The 18,655-nt window shown below is 64.3% G+C and carries 12 protein-coding genes; 5 read left to right on the top strand and 7 right to left on the bottom strand.

Annotated elements, in window-relative coordinates; genetic code table 11:
• Positions 1 to 43 precede the first annotated feature (43 nt).
• Positions 44 to 1,660 carry an acyl-CoA carboxylase subunit beta gene (locus CQ12_RS32775; protein WP_057839405.1) on the top strand — a complete coding sequence of 539 codons (1,617 nt, stop codon included), beginning with the start codon at positions 44 to 46 and terminating at the stop codon, positions 1,658 to 1,660.
• Positions 1,661 to 1,671: 11 nt separating this feature from the next.
• Positions 1,672 to 3,636 carry an acetyl/propionyl/methylcrotonyl-CoA carboxylase subunit alpha gene (locus tag CQ12_RS32770; RefSeq protein WP_198164309.1) on the top strand — a complete coding sequence of 655 codons (1,965 nt, stop codon included), beginning with the start codon at positions 1,672 to 1,674 and terminating at the stop codon, positions 3,634 to 3,636.
• A 199-nt stretch (positions 3,637 to 3,835) separates the two neighbouring features.
• Here the strand turns inward: CQ12_RS32770 and CQ12_RS32765 are convergent, their stop codons facing one another.
• From CQ12_RS32765 to CQ12_RS32735, 7 genes are all read right to left on the bottom strand, one after another.
• Positions 3,836 to 4,834: an ABC transporter ATP-binding protein gene (locus tag CQ12_RS32765; RefSeq protein WP_057839403.1), complete on the bottom strand. Its 999-nt coding sequence runs from the start codon at positions 4,832 to 4,834 to the stop codon at positions 3,836 to 3,838.
• The gene (locus CQ12_RS32760) at positions 4,831 to 5,844 is read right to left on the bottom strand and encodes an ABC transporter ATP-binding protein (RefSeq protein ID WP_057839402.1); all 1,014 of its coding nucleotides are present in this window, start codon (positions 5,842 to 5,844) and stop codon (positions 4,831 to 4,833) included. Before CQ12_RS32760 ends, CQ12_RS32765 begins: the two co-directional genes overlap by 4 nt.
• Positions 5,844 to 6,752: an ABC transporter permease gene (locus tag CQ12_RS32755; RefSeq protein ID WP_057839401.1), complete on the bottom strand. Its 909-nt coding sequence runs from the start codon at positions 6,750 to 6,752 to the stop codon at positions 5,844 to 5,846. The genes CQ12_RS32760 and CQ12_RS32755 overlap by 1 nt, the downstream gene beginning before the upstream one ends.
• Positions 6,742 to 7,689: an ABC transporter permease gene (locus CQ12_RS32750; RefSeq protein ID WP_057839400.1), complete on the bottom strand. Its 948-nt coding sequence runs from the start codon at positions 7,687 to 7,689 to the stop codon at positions 6,742 to 6,744. Before CQ12_RS32750 ends, CQ12_RS32755 begins: the two co-directional genes overlap by 11 nt.
• Before the next feature lie 41 nt (positions 7,690 to 7,730).
• Entirely contained in the window at positions 7,731 to 9,326 is a 1,596-nt protein-coding gene (locus CQ12_RS32745) for an ABC transporter substrate-binding protein (protein WP_057839399.1), read from the bottom strand.
• A 281-nt stretch (positions 9,327 to 9,607) separates the two neighbouring features.
• Positions 9,608 to 11,158, bottom strand: coding sequence for an AMP-binding protein (locus CQ12_RS32740; RefSeq protein ID WP_057839398.1), 1,551 nt, complete (start codon positions 11,156 to 11,158; stop codon positions 9,608 to 9,610).
• A gap of 16 nt (positions 11,159 to 11,174) precedes the next feature.
• Positions 11,175 to 12,329, bottom strand: coding sequence for an iron-containing alcohol dehydrogenase (locus CQ12_RS32735; RefSeq protein ID WP_057839397.1), 1,155 nt, complete (start codon positions 12,327 to 12,329; stop codon positions 11,175 to 11,177).
• A gap of 581 nt (positions 12,330 to 12,910) precedes the next feature.
• On the opposite strand from CQ12_RS32735, the gene CQ12_RS32730 reads away from it, so the two are divergent.
• From CQ12_RS32730 to CQ12_RS32720, 3 genes are all read left to right on the top strand, one after another.
• Entirely contained in the window at positions 12,911 to 14,074 is a 1,164-nt protein-coding gene (locus CQ12_RS32730) for an efflux RND transporter periplasmic adaptor subunit (RefSeq protein ID WP_063799860.1), read from the top strand.
• Positions 14,071 to 17,223, top strand: coding sequence for an efflux RND transporter permease subunit (locus CQ12_RS32725; protein ID WP_057839396.1), 3,153 nt, complete (start codon positions 14,071 to 14,073; stop codon positions 17,221 to 17,223). The genes CQ12_RS32730 and CQ12_RS32725 overlap by 4 nt, the downstream gene beginning before the upstream one ends.
• Positions 17,224 to 17,400: 177 nt before the next feature.
• The gene (locus tag CQ12_RS32720) at positions 17,401 to 18,594 is read left to right on the top strand and encodes an ABC transporter substrate-binding protein (RefSeq protein WP_057839395.1); all 1,194 of its coding nucleotides are present in this window, start codon (positions 17,401 to 17,403) and stop codon (positions 18,592 to 18,594) included.
• Positions 18,595 to 18,655 lie beyond the last annotated feature (61 nt).

Here is an 18,655-nt window from a genome sequence, read left to right as displayed (position 1 = left end):
CTGGTCCTTCGGACCATCCCGGAACGACGGAGTGAGTTAGTTTATGGCTATTCTCGAATCCACCATCTCCCCCGCCAGCGCCGCCTTCAAGGCCAACCGTGACGGCATGCTGGCGCTGATCGCGCGGATGCGCTCGCTGGAGAACCGCACGCGCGCCGCATCGGCCGCGGCCAAGGACCGCTTCCACAAGCGCGGGCAGTTGCTGCCGCGCGAGCGCGTGGCGTTGGTGCTCGACCCCGGCTCGCCCTTCATCGAGCTGTCGACGCTCGCCGGCTACGTGTTCGACGTGCCCGACGCCGAGAAGAGCGTTCCCGGCGGCGGCGTGATCGCAGGGATAGGCTTCGTCTCAGGCATCCGCTGCATGGTCAGCGCCAATGATTCCGGCATCGATGCCGGCGCGCTGCAGCCATTCGGTCTCGACAAGACGCTGCGGGTGCAGGAACTGGCGCTGGAAAACAAGCTGCCCTACGTGCAACTGGTCGAAAGCGCCGGCGCCAATTTGCTGCGCTACCGCGTCGAGGACTTTATTCGCGGCGGCAACATCTTTCGCAATCTGGCGCGCCTGTCAGCGGCGGGCTTGCCCGTCGTCACCGTGACGCATGGTTCGTCGACCGCCGGTGGCGCGTATCAGACCGGGTTGTCGGACTACATCGTGATGGTCCGCGGCCGCACCCGCGCCTTCCTCGCCGGACCGCCGCTGTTGAAGGCGGCGACCGGCGAGATCGCGACGGAGGAGGAACTCGGCGGCGCCGAGATGCACACGTCCATCTCGGGTCTAGGCGATTATCTGGCCGAGGACGATCGCGACGCGCTGCGCATCGCGCGCGACATCATGGCCAATCTGGAATGGGACCGGCCGAAGTCCGCGGAAGCGTCCTTCAAGCCGCCGCGCTATGATGCGGAGGAATTGCTTGGCATCATGCCGATGGACCACAAGCGTCCGGTCGACATGCGCCAGGCCATCGCGCGCTTCGTCGACGACTCGGATTTCACCGAGTTCGGCGCCAATTACGGCCCGGCCACCGTGTGCGGCCATGCCCGCATCGAAGGGCAGGCGATCGGGATCATCACCAATAATGGCCCGCTCGACGTGCCCGGCGCCAACAAGGCGACGCACTTCATCCAGGCCTGCTGCCAGTCACGCACGCCGATCCTCTACATGAATAATACTACGGGCTACATGGTCGGCAAGGCCTACGAAGAAGCCGGCATGATCAAGCACGGCTCCAAGATGATCCAGGCGGTAACGTCGGCGACCGTGCCGCAGATCACGATCTATTGCGGCGCATCGTTCGGCGCCGGCAATTACGGCATGTGCGGGCGCGGCTTCCATCCGCGTTTCTGCTTCTCCTGGCCCAACGCCAAGACCGCGGTGATGGGCGGCGAGCAGGCGGCGGAAACGATGGCGATCGTCACCGAGGCGGCGGCTATCAGGCGCGGCAAGCCGATCGAAAAGGAAAAGCTGGAGGCGATGAAGGCGCAGATCACCGGCGTGTTCGACGGCCAGATGGACGTGTTCTCGACCAGCGCGCGCGTGCTCGACGACGGCGTCATCGATCCCCGCGATACCCGCAGCGTGCTCGCCGAAGTGCTGGCGATCTGCCGCGAGGCCGAGGCCCGCACGCCGCAGCGCATGCAATTCTCGGTCGCCCGGCCATGAGCGGGATGCAAATGAAGCGGACGCCGTTCTTCAAGGTCCTCGTCGCCAACCGCGGCGAGATCGCGCTGCGGATCATGCGCACCGCGCGCCGCCTCGGCTATGGCGTGGTCGCCGTCTATTCCGATGCCGACCGCGACGCGCGGCATGTGCGTGAGGCCGATTCGGCGGTGCGGATCGGCGAGGCGCTGCCGGCGCAGTCCTACTTGCGGATCGATGCGATCATCGCCGCTGCCAAGGCCAGCGGCGCGACTGCGGTGCATCCGGGTTACGGTTTTCTCGCCGAGAACGAGGATTTTGCCCAGGCCTGCCGCGATGCCGGACTGATCTTCATCGGCCCGTCGCCCGAAGCTATCCGGGCGATGGGCCACAAGGCCGGCGCCAAGGACATCATGCGCGAGGCGGGCGTGCCTGTCGTATCCGGCTATCAAGGCACGGACCAGAGCGACGCCGTGATGCTGGCCGAGGCCAATAAGATCGGCTTCCCCGTCATGATCAAGGCGGTCGCCGGCGGTGGCGGGCGCGGTATGCGGCTGGTTGCGGATGCCGCGACATTTCCGGATGCGCTGCGCAGCGCGCGGTCGGAGGCGCAGGGCGCATTCGGCGATCCCGCCGTCATTCTGGAGCGCGCCATCGTCGATCCCCGCCACATCGAGATCCAGGTGTTCGGTGATCGCTACGGCAATGCCATCCATCTCGGCGAACGTGACTGCTCGGTGCAGCGGCGGCATCAGAAGCTGATCGAGGAGGCGCCGTCGCCGAAGGTGACGGACGAATTGCGGGCGCGGATGGGCGCAGTCGCGGTATCAGCAGTCAAATCGATCGGCTATGAGGGCGCAGGCACGCTGGAATTCCTGCTCGATCCATCCGGCGAGTTCTATTTCATGGAAATGAACACGCGGCTGCAGGTCGAGCATCCCGTCACCGAGGCCATCACCGGCCTCGATCTGGTCGAACTGCAGTTGCGCATCGCTGCGGGCGAGCCGCTCGGGCTGAGGCAGGATGATGTCAAATTCTCCGGTCATGCCATCGAGGTGCGGCTGTGCTCGGAAGACGCCGACCACGACTTCATGCCGCAATCCGGCACGATGAAGCTATGGCAGATGCCTGAGGGCATTCGCGCCGAGCACGCGCTGCAATCCGGCTCCGAAATCCCGCCGTTCTACGATTCGATGATCGCCAAGATCATCAGCCACGGCGCCGACCGCAACGAGGCGCGAGGCCGGCTGATTTGCGGGCTGGAGCAGACCGCCGCTTTCGGCGTCACCACCAATCAGGGATTTCTGATCTCCTGCCTCCGCCATCCCGCCTTCGCCAAGGGTGAGGCGACCACGGCCTTCATCGGCAATCATCGCGACGAGCTGCTGGCGCCGCGCGCGAATGACAAGGCGGAGGCGGCACTGGCGGCGCTGTTGCTGTATGTCACCAATCCGCATGCGCCGGCCTGGCGAAGCGGACGGTCGCTGGCGGCGACGTTTCCTTTGACGATGCGGATCGATCTCGGCCGTGGGGTGCTTGAAGTCGACATCGTGCGTGAGCGCGATGGTGGCTACACCGCCATCCTCGACGGCAGCGAACATCGCTTCGAGATCGACGAACTCGACCCGGACGCGATCCGCTTCCGCACCGACGGCGTGATGGAATCCGCGAGATTTTTGCGCGATGGCGACCGGCTCTACGTTCTGCATCGCGGCGTCACAACTGCGGTCCGTGACCTCACTCTTGCGGCACCCGCGTCGGCTGCCGCGGCTGGCGGCGACGGCAAGGTGCGCGCGGCGATGAACGGTCGCGTGGTGGCGGTGCTGGTCCAGCCGGGCGATCAGGTTGCCGCCGGGCAACCGGTGATGACGCTGGAGGCGATGAAGATGGAGCATGTGCACACCGCGGGTGTTGCGGGCACGGTATCGGCCATCGATGTTGCCGAGGGCGAGCAGGTGACGACGGGCAGGATCGTTGTGGAGATTGCGGCGGCGCTCTGATCTCATCCTCCCCTGGAGGGGTCCGAGACGAGCGAAGCTCGCTCGTGGATCGGTTCGCATGCAATGCGAACCGAGGTGGGGTGACGGTCTCTCCACGTCTGACAGCGCCCGTGTTGAGAGACCGTCACCCCGCCCCGGCTCACATCGCGCTGCGCGCCATGTGAGGCGACCCGCCCCCTCAAGGGGCGGGTGAAGAGACCTACGAATTCTCCGCCCGCCCTGTGCCGTCATTCAGCCAGCACGCCACCTCGTGCTGCCCTCCAGCTTTCACCAGCGTCGGCCGCTCCACCTTGCAGCGGTCCATCACGTAGCGGCAGCGGGTGTGGAAGGCGCAGCCGGAGGGCGGGTTGATCGGGCTCGGGACGTCGCCGTCGATCATCGGCGCCAGTTTCTTCGCCTTGGGATCGGCGACCGGCACCGAGGCCAGCAGCGCCTGTGTGTAGGGATGGCGCGGGTTGGCGAACAACTCGGTCTTGTCGGCGATCTCGACGATGCGCCCGAGATACATCACGGCGACGCGGTGGCTGATATGGGCGACGACGGCGAGGTCGTGGGCGATGAACAGATACGAAAAATCGTTCTTGCGCTGCAGGTCGATCAGCAAATTGATCACCTGCGCCTGGATCGAGACGTCGAGCGCCGAGACCGGCTCGTCGCACACGATCAGGCTCGGCCCCAGCGCCAGCGCGCGAGCGATGCAGATGCGCTGCCGCTGGCCACCGGAAAACTGGTGCGGATAGTTTTTCATCTGGTCGGCGCGCAATCCGACTTGCCCGAACAATTCGGCGACACGTTCCTGTTGCGCGCGGCCGGTAGCCAGTCCGTGCACGCCGAGCGGTTCGCCGACGATGTCGCCGGCGGTCATGCGCGGGTTGAGCGAGGCGAACGGGTCCTGGAACACGATCTGCATCGAGCGCCGATGCGGTCGCATCTCGGCCTTGCTGAGGCCGGTGATATCTGTCCCGTTCAGTTTGATCGCGCCGCTTGACGGCTCCACCAGCCGCAGCACGCTGCGCGCGACCGTCGACTTGCCGCAGCCGGATTCGCCGACGAGGCCAAGCGTCTCGCCCTTGGCGACGGAGAAACTGACGCCGTCCACCGCATGCACGGTGCCGACGCGCCGACGCAGGACGCCGCCGCGCACCGCGTAATGCTTGACGAGGTCGGTCACCTCAAGCAGCGGGCGTTGGTCGGTCATGGCGCACCCACCAGTTCGGCCGCGCGCCAGCAGGCCGCAAAATGGTCGCCGTCGACTTCCTGCAGCGGCGGATATTCGGCGCGGCAGCGGTCGATGGCGAGGCTGCAGCGCGGGGCAAAAGCGCAGCCCGGCGGCAGGTTGGTCAGCGACGGCACCATGCCCGGAATTTCGTTCAGCCGCGCGTCGGTCTTGGCGCCGAATGAGATCACTGCCGGCATCGAGGCCATCAGTCCGCGCGTGTAAGGGTGTTTCGGGTTCTCGAACAGGTCCTCGACCGCCGCTTCCTCGACCTTCTTGCCGGCATACATCACGATGACGCGCTGCGCGGTCTGCGCCACCACGCCGAGGTCGTGCGTGATCAGGATCAGGCCGGTGCCGAGCGTCTTCTGCAGGTCGACGATCAGCGCGAGAATCTGCGCCTGGATCGTCACGTCGAGCGCCGTCGTCGGCTCGTCCGCGATCAACAGCGCCGGCCGGCACGCCAGCGCCATCGCGATCATGGCGCGCTGGCGCATGCCGCCGGAGAGTTGATGCGGATATTCCTGCGCGCGCCGGTCCGGCTCGGGAATGCGGACCAGGCGCAGCATCTCGACCGCCTTGGCCCAGGCTTCCCTGGATGTCATCTCCTGATGCAGGCGCAGCACCTCGGTGATCTGGTCGCCGATCCGCATCACCGGGTTGAGCGAGGTCATCGGCTCCTGAAAGATCATCGACATCCGGTTGCCGCGGATCTTGCGCATCTCGGCTTCATCAAGACTGAGCAGATCGGTGCCTTCCAGCGTCACGGTGCCGCCGACCACGCGGCCGGGCGGATCCGGCACCAGCCGCATCACCGACAGCGCGGTCACGCTCTTGCCACAGCCGGATTCGCCGACGATCGCCAGCGTCTCGCCGCGGCGGACGTTGAACGAGACGTCGTCGACCGCCCGGAACAGGCCGGAATTGGTGAAGAACACCGTCTGCAGGTTCTTCACGTCCAGAATCGTGTCGTCCTTACGCGCCTCGCTCATCAGCCGCGTTGCCTCGGGTCGAGGATGTCGCGCAGCGCATCGCCGAACAGATTGGTGCCGAATACCGCAAGGGAGATCGCCACGCCCGGGAAGATCACGAGCCACGGCGCGGTGCGGACATATTCGGCGGCCGATTCCGACAGCATGCGCCCCCACGACGGATAGGGCTCGGGAATGCCGAGGCCGAGGAACGACAGCGAGGCTTCGGTGAGGATGGTGGAGCCGAGCTGCGCGGTCGCCAGCACGATGAGCGGCGCCAGCGTGTTGGGCAGCACGTGGCGAAGCGCGATGCGGGTCTCGCTCATGCCGATCGACTTGGCGGCCTCGACGAACGGCAGTTCGCGCAGCGCCAGCGTATTGGCGCGGATCACGCGGGCAACCGTCGGGATCAGCGGGATCGCGATGGCGATGATCACGTTCGGCAGCGACGGCCCGAGCGCCGCCGTCATCACCAGCGCCAGCACCAGCAAGGGCAGGGCCTGCAGGATGTCGGTGACGCGCTGGAACAGCAGGTCGACCCAGCCCGACAGATAGCCCGATGCGAGGCCGACGATGACGCCGAGCGTGGAGCCGAGCGCGGTGGCGCCGATGCCGACGGCGAGCGAAATGCGCGCGCCGTGCACGATCCGGCTCCAGACGTCGCGGCCGAATGAATCGGTGCCCATCCAGTGCACGGCGTCGGGCGGCGCCAGCCGGTGCGCGGAATCGACGCTGAGCGGGCTGAAGCGGCATATCAGGTCGGCCGATATCGCCATCCAGACGAACAGCACCATGATGATGAGGCCGAACGTGCCGAGCATGTAGCGCTGCGCCAGGAACAGCAGCCGGCGCCAGCCATGCGTGGAGTGCGCGCCGGCCCGCCTCAGTTCATTGTCGAAATTGATCGTGGTCACGCGGCTAGTCCCCATACCGGATGCGCGGGTCGATCGCGGCGTAAAGCATGTCGACGGTGAAGTTTGCGACCACCACGACCACGGCGATCAGCATCACGAGATTCTGGACGATCGGATAATCACGCCAGCGCAGCGCCTCGACCAGGAAACGGGCGACGCCGGGAATATTGAACACGGTTTCGGTGACGATCAGCCCGCCGATCAGGAACGCGGCCTCGATGCCAATCACGGTGATGACGGGCAGAATGGCGTTCTTCAGCGCGTGACGATAATTGACCGATGTCTCGGAGGCGCCCTTGGCGCGCGCGGTGCGGATGTAATCCTGCCGCAGGATTTCCAGCATCGAGGAGCGCGTGATGCGCATCGTCAGCGCGGCGCTGCGAAAGCCGACCGCCATCGCCGGCACGGCATAGATCGCGAACGCTTCCGTCCAGGTTTTTGGATTGGGATTGTAGATCGGCATGGTGCCGAACAGCGAAACCGACGCCATCAGGATCAACAGCCCAAGCCAGAACGATGGCAGCGACAGGCCGCTGAGGCTGACGACGCGGAGCGTATAATCGAGCTTCGAGCCCTGATGCACCGCGCTCAGAACCCCCAGGGGAATGCCGATCGAGGCAGAGAACAATAGCGCCAGCGCCGCCAGCCGCGCAGTGATCGGAATGCGCGGCAGGATCTCCTGCAGCGCCGGCTTTTCCGAGACGTAGGAATAGCCGAGATCGCCGTGCAGCAGCCCGCCGATCCAGTTCAGATATTGCTGATAGATCGGCAGGTTGAGGCCGAGTTCCTTTTCCAGGTTGGCCTTGTCGGTCGGGTCGACGAAGCCGGCAGCGTCGAACAGGATGTCGACGATATTGCCGGGAACGACGCGCAGCAGCACGAAGATGATGATCGAGATCCCGATCAGGGTCACGAGCATCAAGGCGAGGCGTCGCACGATGTAAGCAAACACCCGGCTACTCTCCCTGAATCATCGGCTTTTGAGGCTGGACGTTACTTGTCCATCCAGACGTCCTCGTAACGATAGCCGTTATAGGAGCTGTTCACCATCACGGTGATGCCCTTGACGTAGGGATTCCAGCACGTCCCGGTACGGCCGTGGAAGATGATCGGACGCGCCACGTCCTCCTGCAGCTTCTTGTCGATCTCCCAGACCAGCTTCTTGCGCTTCTCCTTGTCGGTCTCGGCCGATTGCTGGTCGAACAGTTTCTCGATCTCCTTGTTGCAGTAGTTGGTGTAGTTGCGCTCCGAGCCGCAGGAATAGTTCTCGTAAAACGACTGGTCGGGATCGTCGACGGCGTTGCCGGTGAGGTTGAGGCCGAGCGAGTAATCCTTGCGCGCGACCTTCGGGAACCATTGCGCGGTGTCGACGACGTCGAGCTCGCCGTCGATATAGATGTTCTTCATCTGGTCGATCAGGATTACCGCAGGATCGCGATAGATCGGAATGTTGCGGGTGGCGACCTTGACGGCGAGGCGCTTGTCGGGGCCATAGCCGGCCTTCTGCATCAGCTTGCGCGCCTCTTCGCGGTTGGCGTTGATATCGGGGCCGTAGCCCGGGATAGATTCCAGCATCTCCTTCGGCATTGCCCACAGGCCGCCCGGTGCCGGCAGCATGGTGCCGCCGATATCGGCCTGTCCCTCGAACATGATCTGGATGAACGCCTTGCGGTCCAGCGCCAGCGCCAGTGCGCGCCTGATATCGAGATTGTCGAACGGCGGTGAGGAAGAGTTGACGATGATGTTGGTCGAGACGTTGATCGGCTCGACGACGCAAACCGCGTTCGGCGCCTGCGCCTTGACCTCCTTGAGCAGCGGGATCGACACTTCGGTCGGGAACGTCATGTCGAACTTGCCGGAGACGAAGCCGAGGATCGCCGTCGAACGGTTCGGGATGATGGTGAATTCGATGCCGTCGAGGTGCGGAAGGCCTTTCTTCCAGTAATCGGAATTCTTGGTCAGCTTGATCGACTCGTTGGCCTTAAACTCGACGAATTTGAACGGGCCGGTGCCGGTTGGCTTGGTACGCATGTCGGCCGGCGAAACGTGGCACGGATAGACCGGCGTATAGCCGGACGCGAGCAACGACAGTAGTGCCGGCTGCGGTCGCTTCAGTTCGAACGAAGCCTCATAGTCGCCGTTGACGGTCACCTCGTTGACCTGATCGTACCAGGATTTTCGCGGATTTTGCCGGAACTTCTGCTGCGACTTGCCCATCAGCATGTCGAAGGTGCATTTGACGTCGGCCGATGTGAATGGCTTGCCATCGTGCCATTTGACGCCCTGCCGCAGCTTGAAGGTCAGTTTTTTATTGTCGCTGCTCCAGGCCCAGCTCTCGGCAAGATCGGGCACGATCGAATCCACGCTGTTCTGCGCCACGTCCTGCTTGAACATGACGAGGTTGTTGAAGATCGGCATGAAGGGAACGTTGATCGAATAGGTCGCGCCTTCATGGATCGAGGCGCTGCCAGGGCTGTCGCGGTGATACATTCGGAGAATGCCACCCTGTTTCGGCTCGCCGGCAGAAGCAACGTCGTAAGCCGGCAGCAACAACAACGCTGCGGCGGCAAGCGCATGAACGCTCCGCATGGTCTCCTCCACTTTATTTCGGTCTCAACTGGCCGATTGCACGGGACGATAGCATGACGATCCGTCCGGGCAACCGGGCAAGCCTGTGCTGAAGTTGGCAATTCGGCGTAATCGAAATCCGTGCGGCGGAACGTGCGCGCCGTCTGGCCCGTTTTCCGCGAAGCCGGCGGGCTCGTTGCAGTGCAGCCGCGCGCGGCTCGCGCCAAAATGCCTCACCCGATGATGCACCGCACCACGTGATATCGCGACGTTTGCGCTGGGCATCTCACATCGTCGCATCTTCAGACGATCCGCGACGTCTTGTTGCCCCAGTAGCGATCCCGTAGCAGGCGTTTGTAGAGCTTGCCGGTCGGCAACCGCGGCAGTTCCGCCTCGAAATCGATCGAGCGCGGCACTTTCTGGCGCGACAGCGACTGGCTGCAGAAGGCGATCAGCTCGTCGGCCAGTTCCTGCCCCGGCGAAACGCCCGGCATCGGCTGCACCACGGCCTTCACCTCCTCGCCGAGATCCGGGTTGGGCACACCGAACACCGCGGCATCGGCGATCTTGGGATGGGTGATCAGCAGGTTCTCGCATTCCTGCGGATAGATGTTCACGCCGCCGGAGATGATCATGAAGGTCGCGCGGTCGGTCAGATAGAGATAGCCGTCATCGTCGACATAGCCGACGTCGCCGACCGTGCTCATGGTGCCATCGGCCGACCGGGCCTCCTGGGTCTTGACCGGATCGTTGAAATATTCGAACGGCGTGGCGGTCTTGAACCACACCGTGCCCGCCGTGCCGACCGGGCACGCTTTCATGTTCTCGTCGAGAATATGCAGGTCGCCGAGCAGCACTCGGCCGACAGTGCCGCGATGGGCCAGCCATTGCTCGCTGTCGCAGGAGGTGAAACCGAGCCCTTCGGTGGCGCCATAATATTCGTGAATGATCGGGCCCCACCATTTGATGATGTCGTCCTTTACGGCGGCAGGGCAGGGCGCCGCCGCGTGGATCGCAATCTCGAGGGAAGAGAGGTCGTAGCGATTGCGCACTTCCGCGGGCAGTTTCAGCATGCGCGAGAACATCGTCGGCACGAGCTGGGTGTGCGTCACGCCCCATTTCGGAATCAGTTCGAGATAATGTTCGGGATCGAACCGCTCCATGATGATGACGGTGCCGCCCATCTTGATCGTGAGGTTGACGGCGGCCTGCGGTGCCGAGTGGTAGAGCGGCGCCGGCGACAAATAGATCATGCCCTCGCGGTACTGCCAGATCTTCACCAGGAAATCGAACAGCGGCAATTGCTGATCGGCCGGCAGTTCCGGCAGCGGGCGCAGAATCCCCTTCGGGCGGCCGGTGGTGCCGGAGGAATAAAGCATCGCGGTGCCAACACACTCGTCTGATATCGGCGTGTGCGGCAAGCTGGCCGTTACCTCTTGCAGGCCGACGATGCGATCACTTTCGCCTTCGCCATCGGCAACGATGCAGAGTTCGACCTTGGCGCATTCCTTCAGCGCCTCGCGCGCCACATCGAGTTTTTCCCTGGACGTGATGAGGACGCGCGATTCGCTGTTGGTCAGGATGTAGGCGAGCTCGCTCGCCGTCAGATAGGAGTTCACGCAGGTGTAATAGAGGCCCGAGCGTTCGCCGGCGCCGCAGGCTTCGAAGTAGCGGCTGTTGTTCTCCATGAAGATCGAATAGTGGTCGAGCCGCTTGAGGCCGCGACGGCGAAACAGATGCGCCAGCCGGTTCGAGCGGGCGTCCAGTTCGCGATAGGTAACGGTTTCGCCGGTGCTCGCCATGATGAACGCGGGCTGCAGCGGGCGAAGATGAACGTGCTTGCCGGTGTACATCTCGAGTTCGCTCTCCCTACGCGGCCATGTCCAGAATTTCGCGCACCTGCGCCGGTCCCTCGATCTTGCGCGGATTGCGCGGCACCCAGGGCGTTGCCATCGCGGCCTCCGCGATACGGTCGAAATGCTCAGAGCCGACTTTGACGTCGCGCAGGCTGCGCGGCATGCCGAGGCTGCGAATGAAGCGGTCGAGCACGCCGCCGGCGTCCTCGTTCGGGTGCCCCATGGCGGCCGCGACCAGCGCCTGACGTTCGGCATTCACCGTCTTGTTCCAGCGCATCACCGAGGGCAGCATCACGCAGGAGGTGTAGCCGTGCGGAACGCCGAACTCGGCGCCGAGCACGTAGCCGATGCCGTGGCTGGCGCCCATCGGCACTCCCGAAGCCAATGGTCCGGTCGAAAGCCAGGTTCCGATCTGGCAATCCATGCGCGCGTCGAGGTCTTTGGCATCCGCCTTTACCCGCGGCAATGCCTGCGCCAGCATCGACAGGCCCCTCAGCGCCTGCGCGTCGCCATAAGGGTGCGCCTCGCGCGAGCAGACGCCCTCGACGCAATGGTCGACGGCGCGGATGCCGGTCGAGAGCCACAGCCATTCCGGCGTGTGCAGGCTGAGCCAGGGATCGAGGATCACCGCGCGCGGCATGATCAGTGGATGGCGCAGCCCTTCCTTGACCCGGGTCTTCTCGTTGGTGACGCCGGCGGTGGCGGAGAACTCGCCGCCGGCAATCGTCGTCGGCACACTGACCTGGCGCACGGTCGGCGAGGCCAATTGCGGCGAGCCGCCGCGACCGGCCTTGATCCGGTCGATGTCTTCGGGCTTACGGATGTCATTGGCAAGGCAAAGCTGCACCGCCTTGGCGCCGTCGGTGATGGAGCCGCCACCGATGGTAACGATGAGGTCGGCGTCAGCGGCGCGGGCCTGTTCGCTCGCGGCGATGACGGCAGAGCGAGGCGTATGCGGCGGCATCGCGTCGAAGGTGCCGGCGCAGCGCGGCCCCAGCGCGCGGCGAATGTTGTCGATCACATCGGTTTGGCGGTTGAGGGTGCCGCTGACCATCAGAAAGGCGCGTGTAGCGCCGAGCCGGTTCAACTGCTCGACGAGCGCCTCGGACGCCGGCCGCCCGAACACGACCTCATCCATGGCGCCGAACACGACACGCCCTCTGTACACGCTTGTCCTCCCCGGACATTTTCCGGCCCTTGTCGCGGGCCTTGGCCAGCAAGGTTAGCGGAGGAAATTCGCGGCGTCATGCCCGAAGATGATGCGGGCACGTTTCGTAGGATGGGTGGAGCGCAGCGATACCCATCGCCATGCGCACCGGTGCTGATGGGTATCGCGGAGCCTGTCATCGGGCGCGCGTTCGCGCGACCCGTTGGCTCCACCCATCCTGCGAATGAGCATCCCCGTCGCTCTCTCGGAATGACGAGAGGGCGGGGCTGCGAGATGCCCCTGTATCTGTCACGTTTTCGTCATCAGGCGACGGTTAGCTGGCGCTTCGTCGCAACGGATCCCGCCTTCACCGCAGTGCGGAAAGCATGAAATCGCGTCGCGCAGGGCGTTGTCTACCAGGGTGCATAACGATTGTGCTTGATCCCGCCGGGTTCTTGACGAGACTGGGAACCGATCACATCTGTGGCCTCCGCCTTCAAGGTTCCACGGCAGCCGCTTCCATCGATCAGGATGTAGTGAGTGCAGGAGAGATGGGATTGAGCACGACCGAGCAATTGGAAAGTCCGGCCGCACCGGCCAACATCAGCATTCACTCACTACGCCATTTCAGGTGGTTAGCCCCGCTACTCGCGCTGGGGCTGTCCGCCTGCGACAACAAGCCGGCGCAACAGGCGGCTCCACCGGCGCCGGCGGTCACGGTGGCGCAGCCGGTGAAACGCACGGTGACGGATTGGGATGAATTCACCGGCCGGTTCGAGGCGGTGCAGGAAGTCCAGGTCCGCGCCCGCGTCGGCGGCTTCGTGACATCGGTCGAATTCCGCGACGGCGCCATCGTGCGCGCAGGCGATCTGCTTTACGTGATCGATGCCCGTCCGTTCGAGGCGGTCGCCGAGCAGGCCGACGGCCAGTTGTCGGACGCGCGCGCGAGGGGGGAGCTTGCCAGGCGCGAACTCGACCGCGCGCTGACATTGAACCAGACACAAGCCGTGTCTGATTCCATCGTGGATCAACGCCGCCAGACGCTGCAGGCGGCGCGCGCAGCGGAGATGCAGGCCGAGGGCGCGCTCAAGGCCGCCAAGCTCAATATCGAATTCACCCACGTAATGGCGCCGATCACCGGCCGCGTCAGCCGGCATCTCGTCACGCCGGGCAATCTGGTGCAGGGCTCCGAGGGCGGCGCCACGCTACTGACCTCGATCGTCTCGCTCGATCCGATCTACATCTATTTCGACGTCGATGAGGCGACCTACCAGCGCAACAGCAAGCTCTGGTTTGAAGGCAAGCGGCCGAGCTCGCGCGATACGCCAAATCCGGTGCAGGTGACGCTGACGGGCGAGACCAAGCCCTCGCATGACGGCAAGATGGATTTCCTCGACAATCGCCTCGACGCCTCGACCGGCACGCTGCGCAGCCGCGCGGTCATTCCGAACAAGGATCTTTCGATCCTTCCCGGCCAGTTCGGCCGCGTCCGGATCATCGGCAGCTCGCCCTACGAAGCCTTGCTGTTGCCGGATACGGCTATTGCGACCGACCAGTCGCGCAAGGTCGTCTTCGTCGTCAAGGACGACAACACGGTCGAGGAGCGGCAAGTCGTGCTTGGGCCGCTCGATGAGGGGCTGCGCGTGATCCGCGACGGCCTCAAGGCCGAAGATCGCGTGATCATCGACGGCCTGCAGCGGGCGCGGGTGGGGGCGAAAGTCAACCCACATACGGCCGAGGTCAAGCCGGCCGGTGGCAAGACATGAATCTCGGCCGTCTCTCCATCAACCAGCCCATCCTGGCGATGGTGCTGTCGATCGTGCTGCTGATTGTCGGCGCGATCGCCTACACCACGCTGCCGGTCTCGGAATATCCGCAAGTGGTGCCGCCGACGGTGACGGTCACCACGCAATATCCGGGCGCATCGGCGCAGACCGTCTCCGACACGGTCGCAGCGCCGATCGAGCAGGAGATCAACGGCGTCGAGGACATGCTGTATCTCTACAGCCAGGCCACCTCGAACGGGCAGTTGACGATCACCGTTACCTTCAAGCTCGGCACCGATCTCGACAAGGCCCAGGTGCTGGTGCAGAACCGCGTCGCGATCGCGCAGCCGCGTCTGCCCGAGGAGGTGCAGCGCAACGGCGTCGTCACCCGCAAGAACAGCCCCGACATCTTGATGGTCGTGTTCATGCTGTCGCCGGACGACACGTTCGACCAGCTTTACATTTCCAACTACGCGCTGCTGCAGGTCCGCGACCAGTTGCTCCGGCTCGACGGCGTCGGCGACATCCAGATATTCGGCGCGCGCGATTATTCGATGCGGCTGTGGCTTGATCCCGAGAAAATCTCCTCGCTGGGACTGACCGCGGCCGAGGTGGTCGCGGCGATCCGCTCGCAAAACGTGCAGATCGCGGGCGGCCAGATCGCGGAGCCGCCGATTTCCGACCGCGCCTTCTCGCCGAACCTGACCTTTACCGGCCGTTTGAAAGACCCGAAACAGTTCGAGGAGATCGTGGTCAAGGCCGGCGCGGACGGGCGCACGGTCAGGCTGCGCGACGTCGCGCGGATCGAACTCGGCGCGCTGGCCTATTCGACCAACAGCTTCCTACTGCGAAAATCCGCCGTCGCCATGCTGGTGACGCAGCGGCCGGGCTCCAACGCGCTGGCGACCGCCAAGAATATTTCCGACACCATGGAGCGGTTGAAGACCAGCTTCCCGAAAGGGCTCGACTACAATATCGGCTACAACCCGACCGAATTCATTGCGCAATCCGTCAGCGAACTGATCAAGACGATCTACGAGGCGATGGCGCTGGTCGTGATCGTCGTGCTGGTGTTCTTGCAGGGCTGGCGCCCGGCGATCATCCCGATCATCGCCATTCCGGTCTCGCTGGTCGGCACCTTTGCGGTGATGGCGGCGCTCGGGTTCTCGATCAACAATCTCACGCTGTTCGGCCTCGTGCTGGCGGTCGGAATCGTGGTCGACGACGCCATTGTGGTGGTCGAGAATGTCGAGCGCCATCTCGAGCATGGCATGAGCCGGCGCGACGCCGCGCTCCGCACCATGGACGAGGTCGGCAGCGCGCTGGTCTCGATCGCGCTGGTGCTGTGCGCGGTGTTCGTGCCGACGGCATTCCTCGGCGGCATCTCCGGGCAGTTCTTCCAGCAGTTTGCGGTGACGATCGCAGTCGCGACCGCGATTTCCTGCTTCTGTTCGCTGACGCTGTCGCCAGCACTGGCCTCGCTGATCCTGCAGCCACATGCGGACAAGAGGCCGCCGGCGCGCTGGAATTTCATCGCCCGCGGCTGGGACGCCTTTACCGGTGTGTTCAATCGCGGCTTCGACCGGCTGGCACACGGCTATGCCCGCGCCGCCGATTTCGTCATCCACCACGCGGTGGTGATGCTGGTGATCTATGCGGCGCTGATCGGCAGCGCCGGATGGCTCTTGATGACCACGCCGCAGGGCTTCATCCCGGCGCAGGATCGCGGTTACGTCATCGTCTCCGTGCAATTGCCGGGCGCGGCCTCGCTGGCGCGCACCACCGAGGTGGTCCGCGAGATCGAGCGGATTGCGCTGGATACGCCCGGCATCGTTCGCGTCGCGGCGTTTGCCGGCTTCTCGGGCGCGACCCGTACGCAGGCGAGCAACGCGGCCGCGTTATTCCCCGTGTTCGAAGATCCGGAGGAGCGCCACAAGAAGGGGCTGTCCTCGACGGCGATTGCCGGCGAGCTGCGCAAGCGGCTGGCGAGCATCCAGGGCGCCTTCATCATCGTCATCCCGCCGCCCGCGGTGCCGGGCATCGGCACCGGCGGCGGCTTCACCATGCGGATCCAGGATCGCCAGGGCCGCGGCTCGGAAATGCTGGCGGCGGCGACCGACGAACTGGTCGGCGCGGCGCGCAAGGCGCCGGGGCTGACGCAGGTGTTCTCGCCGTTTTCCGCCAACACGCCGCAACTGTTTGTCGATATCGATCGCGTCAAGGCGCAGAAGCTCGGCGTTCCCATCGCCAATATCACCGACACGATCCAGACCTATTTCGGCTCGTCCTATGTCAACGACTTCAACCTGTTCGGCCGCACCTACCACGTGACCGCGCAGGCCGATCTGCCGTTCCGGAAGGAGACGTCCGATCTGGCGCGGCTACGCACCCGCAACGCCGCCGGCGACATGGTGATGCTCGGCAGCGTCGTCAGCTTCCGCGATGTATCGGGCCCCGACCGCGTCGCGCGCTACAATCTCTATCCCGCATCCGAATTGCAGGGCGACACCCTGCCGGGCACCAGTTCGACAACCGCCATCAACACCATGAAGCGGGTGGCGGACGAGACACTGCCGACCGGCTTCGCGTTCGAATGGACCGATCTCTCCTATCAGCAGGTTACCGGCGGCAATACTGGTCTCCTCGTCTTCCCGATCTGCGTGCTGTTCGTGTATCTCGTACTGGCGGCGCAATATGGTTCGTGGAGCCTGCCATTTGCCGTCATCCTGATCGTGCCGATGTGCCTGCTCGCTGCTACCGTCGGCGTGCGGATCATGGGGCAGGACGTCAACATCCTCACGCAGATCGGTTTCGTGGTGCTGGTGGGGCTCGCGGCCAAGAACGCCATTCTGATCGTCGAGTTCGCTCGCGATATCGAGCTCGAAGGAAAAGCGCGGCTGGAGGCTGTCATCGAAGCCTGCCGGCTACGCCTGCGGCCGATCCTGATGACGTCGTTCGCCTTCATCCTCGGCGTGCTGCCGCTGGTGATCTCGTCGGGCTCCGGCTCCGAGATGCGTCAGGCGGTCGGCGTCGCGGTGTTCTTTGGCATGCTGGGCGTGACGCTGTTCGGACTGGTGTTCACGCCGATCTTCTACGTCATCGTGCGCAATCTCGCGGACGGGAAGGGCAAGAAGCCGGCTGCGGTGTGAATTCACTCTCGTCATTCCGGGCGCGCGCTCTGTGCCCCCGGAACGACGGACAGGTTCTGGCGTGCCCCCGCTTCAAAGTTCCCAATACTTTTGGCCTATCCGAAATGGATGGGCACCCGCGGGGTTATTGAATAATGTCGCCCCCGTTCCTCTGACAAAAAATTCCGGGAGAAAAAAATGAAGTCGGGATTGTTGGCCGCCGTTGCAGTGGGTGGTCTCTTGCTTGCCGCGCCGGCGTCGGCGCAGGGCGTCAAGATCGGTATTCTCAATGACCAATCCGGCGTTTACGCCGATTACGGCGGCAAGTGGTCGTTCGAGGCGGCCAAGATGGCGGTCGAGGATTTCGGCGGTGAGGTGCTCGGCCACAAGATCGAAGTCATCTCCGCCGACCACCAGAACAAGCCGGATCTCGCCGTCGCCATTGCCCGGCGCTGGTATGACGTTGAAAACGTCGACATGATCACGGAGCTGACGACGTCCTCGGTCGCGCTGGCGATCCACGAGCTTTCCAGGGATAAGAAGAAGATCGATATCGTCGTCGGCGCGGCGACGTCGCGGCTGACCGGCGACGCCTGCCAGCCCTATGGCTTCCACTGGGCCTACGATACGCACGCGCTCGCGGTCGGCACTGGTGGCGCGCTGGTTGAATCCGGCGGCGACACCTGGTTCTTTCTGACCGTGGATTATGCCTTCGGCTATGCGCTGGAAAAAGACACCAGCGACTTCGTCAAACAAAAGGGCGGCAAGGTGCTCGGCTCGGTCCGCACGCCTCTGAACGCGTCGGACTTCTCGTCCTTCCTGCTGCAGGCGCAGAGCTCCAAGGCGAAGATCATCGGGCTCGCCAATGCCGGTCTCGACACCAACAATTCGATCAAGCAGGCGGCCGAGTTCGGCATCGTCAGGGGTGGCCAGAAGCTCGCCGCACTGCTGATGACACTGGCTGACGTGCACGGCCTCGGGCTCGACGCCGCGCAAGGCCTGGTGCTGACGGAAGGCTATTACTGGGATCGCGACCCCAGGAGCCGCAATCTCGGCGAACGCTTCTTCAAGCGTACCGGCCGCATGCCGAACATGATCCAGGCCGGCACCTATTCGGCGACGCTGCAATATCTGAAGGCGGTGAAGGCCGCCGGCACCAAGGACACCGAGGCGGTGGCCAGGAAGCTGAAGGAGCTTCCGGTCGACGACGATTTCGCGCAAGGCGGCAAGGTGCTGGAAAACGGCCGCATGGTGCACGACCTCTATCTGTTCGAGGTCAAGAAGCCCGCGGATTCGAAGAAGCCGTGGGACTATTACAAGCAGCTCGCCGTGGTGCCGGGCGACAAGGCGTTTCCGGCCGCGAAGGATTCCGGCTGTCCGCTGGTGAAGTAGGCGTCGCTAACCCGTCATTGCGAGCGCAGCGAAGCAATCCATCTCTCGACGCGAAGAAAGA

Origin of the sequence: Bradyrhizobium jicamae (genome assembly GCF_001440395.1) — a bacterium.
Lineage (GTDB): Bacteria > Pseudomonadota > Alphaproteobacteria > Rhizobiales > Xanthobacteraceae > Bradyrhizobium > Bradyrhizobium jicamae.
Note: the sequence above shows the minus strand (reverse complement) of the source record. Positions and strands in the feature narration are given on the sequence as shown.

Coding starts and splice junctions, on each gene's coding strand:
- CQ12_RS32740 (WP_057839398.1), bottom strand. CDS start 11,158: ATGTACACCGGCAAGCACGTTCATCTTCGCCCGCTGCAGCCCGCGTTC.
- CQ12_RS32760 (WP_057839402.1), bottom strand. CDS start 5,844: ATGAGCGAGGCGCGTAAGGACGACACGATTCTGGACGTGAAGAACCTG.
- CQ12_RS32765 (WP_057839403.1), bottom strand. CDS start 4,834: ATGACCGACCAACGCCCGCTGCTTGAGGTGACCGACCTCGTCAAGCAT.
- CQ12_RS32770 (WP_198164309.1), top strand. CDS start 1,672: ATGAAGCGGACGCCGTTCTTCAAGGTCCTCGTCGCCAACCGCGGCGAG.
- CQ12_RS32720 (WP_057839395.1), top strand. CDS start 17,401: ATGAAGTCGGGATTGTTGGCCGCCGTTGCAGTGGGTGGTCTCTTGCTT.
- CQ12_RS32755 (WP_057839401.1), bottom strand. CDS start 6,752: ATGGGGACTAGCCGCGTGACCACGATCAATTTCGACAATGAACTGAGG.
- CQ12_RS32745 (WP_057839399.1), bottom strand. CDS start 9,326: ATGCGGAGCGTTCATGCGCTTGCCGCCGCAGCGTTGTTGTTGCTGCCG.
- CQ12_RS32725 (WP_057839396.1), top strand. CDS start 14,071: ATGAATCTCGGCCGTCTCTCCATCAACCAGCCCATCCTGGCGATGGTG.
- CQ12_RS32775 (WP_057839405.1), top strand. CDS start 44: ATGGCTATTCTCGAATCCACCATCTCCCCCGCCAGCGCCGCCTTCAAG.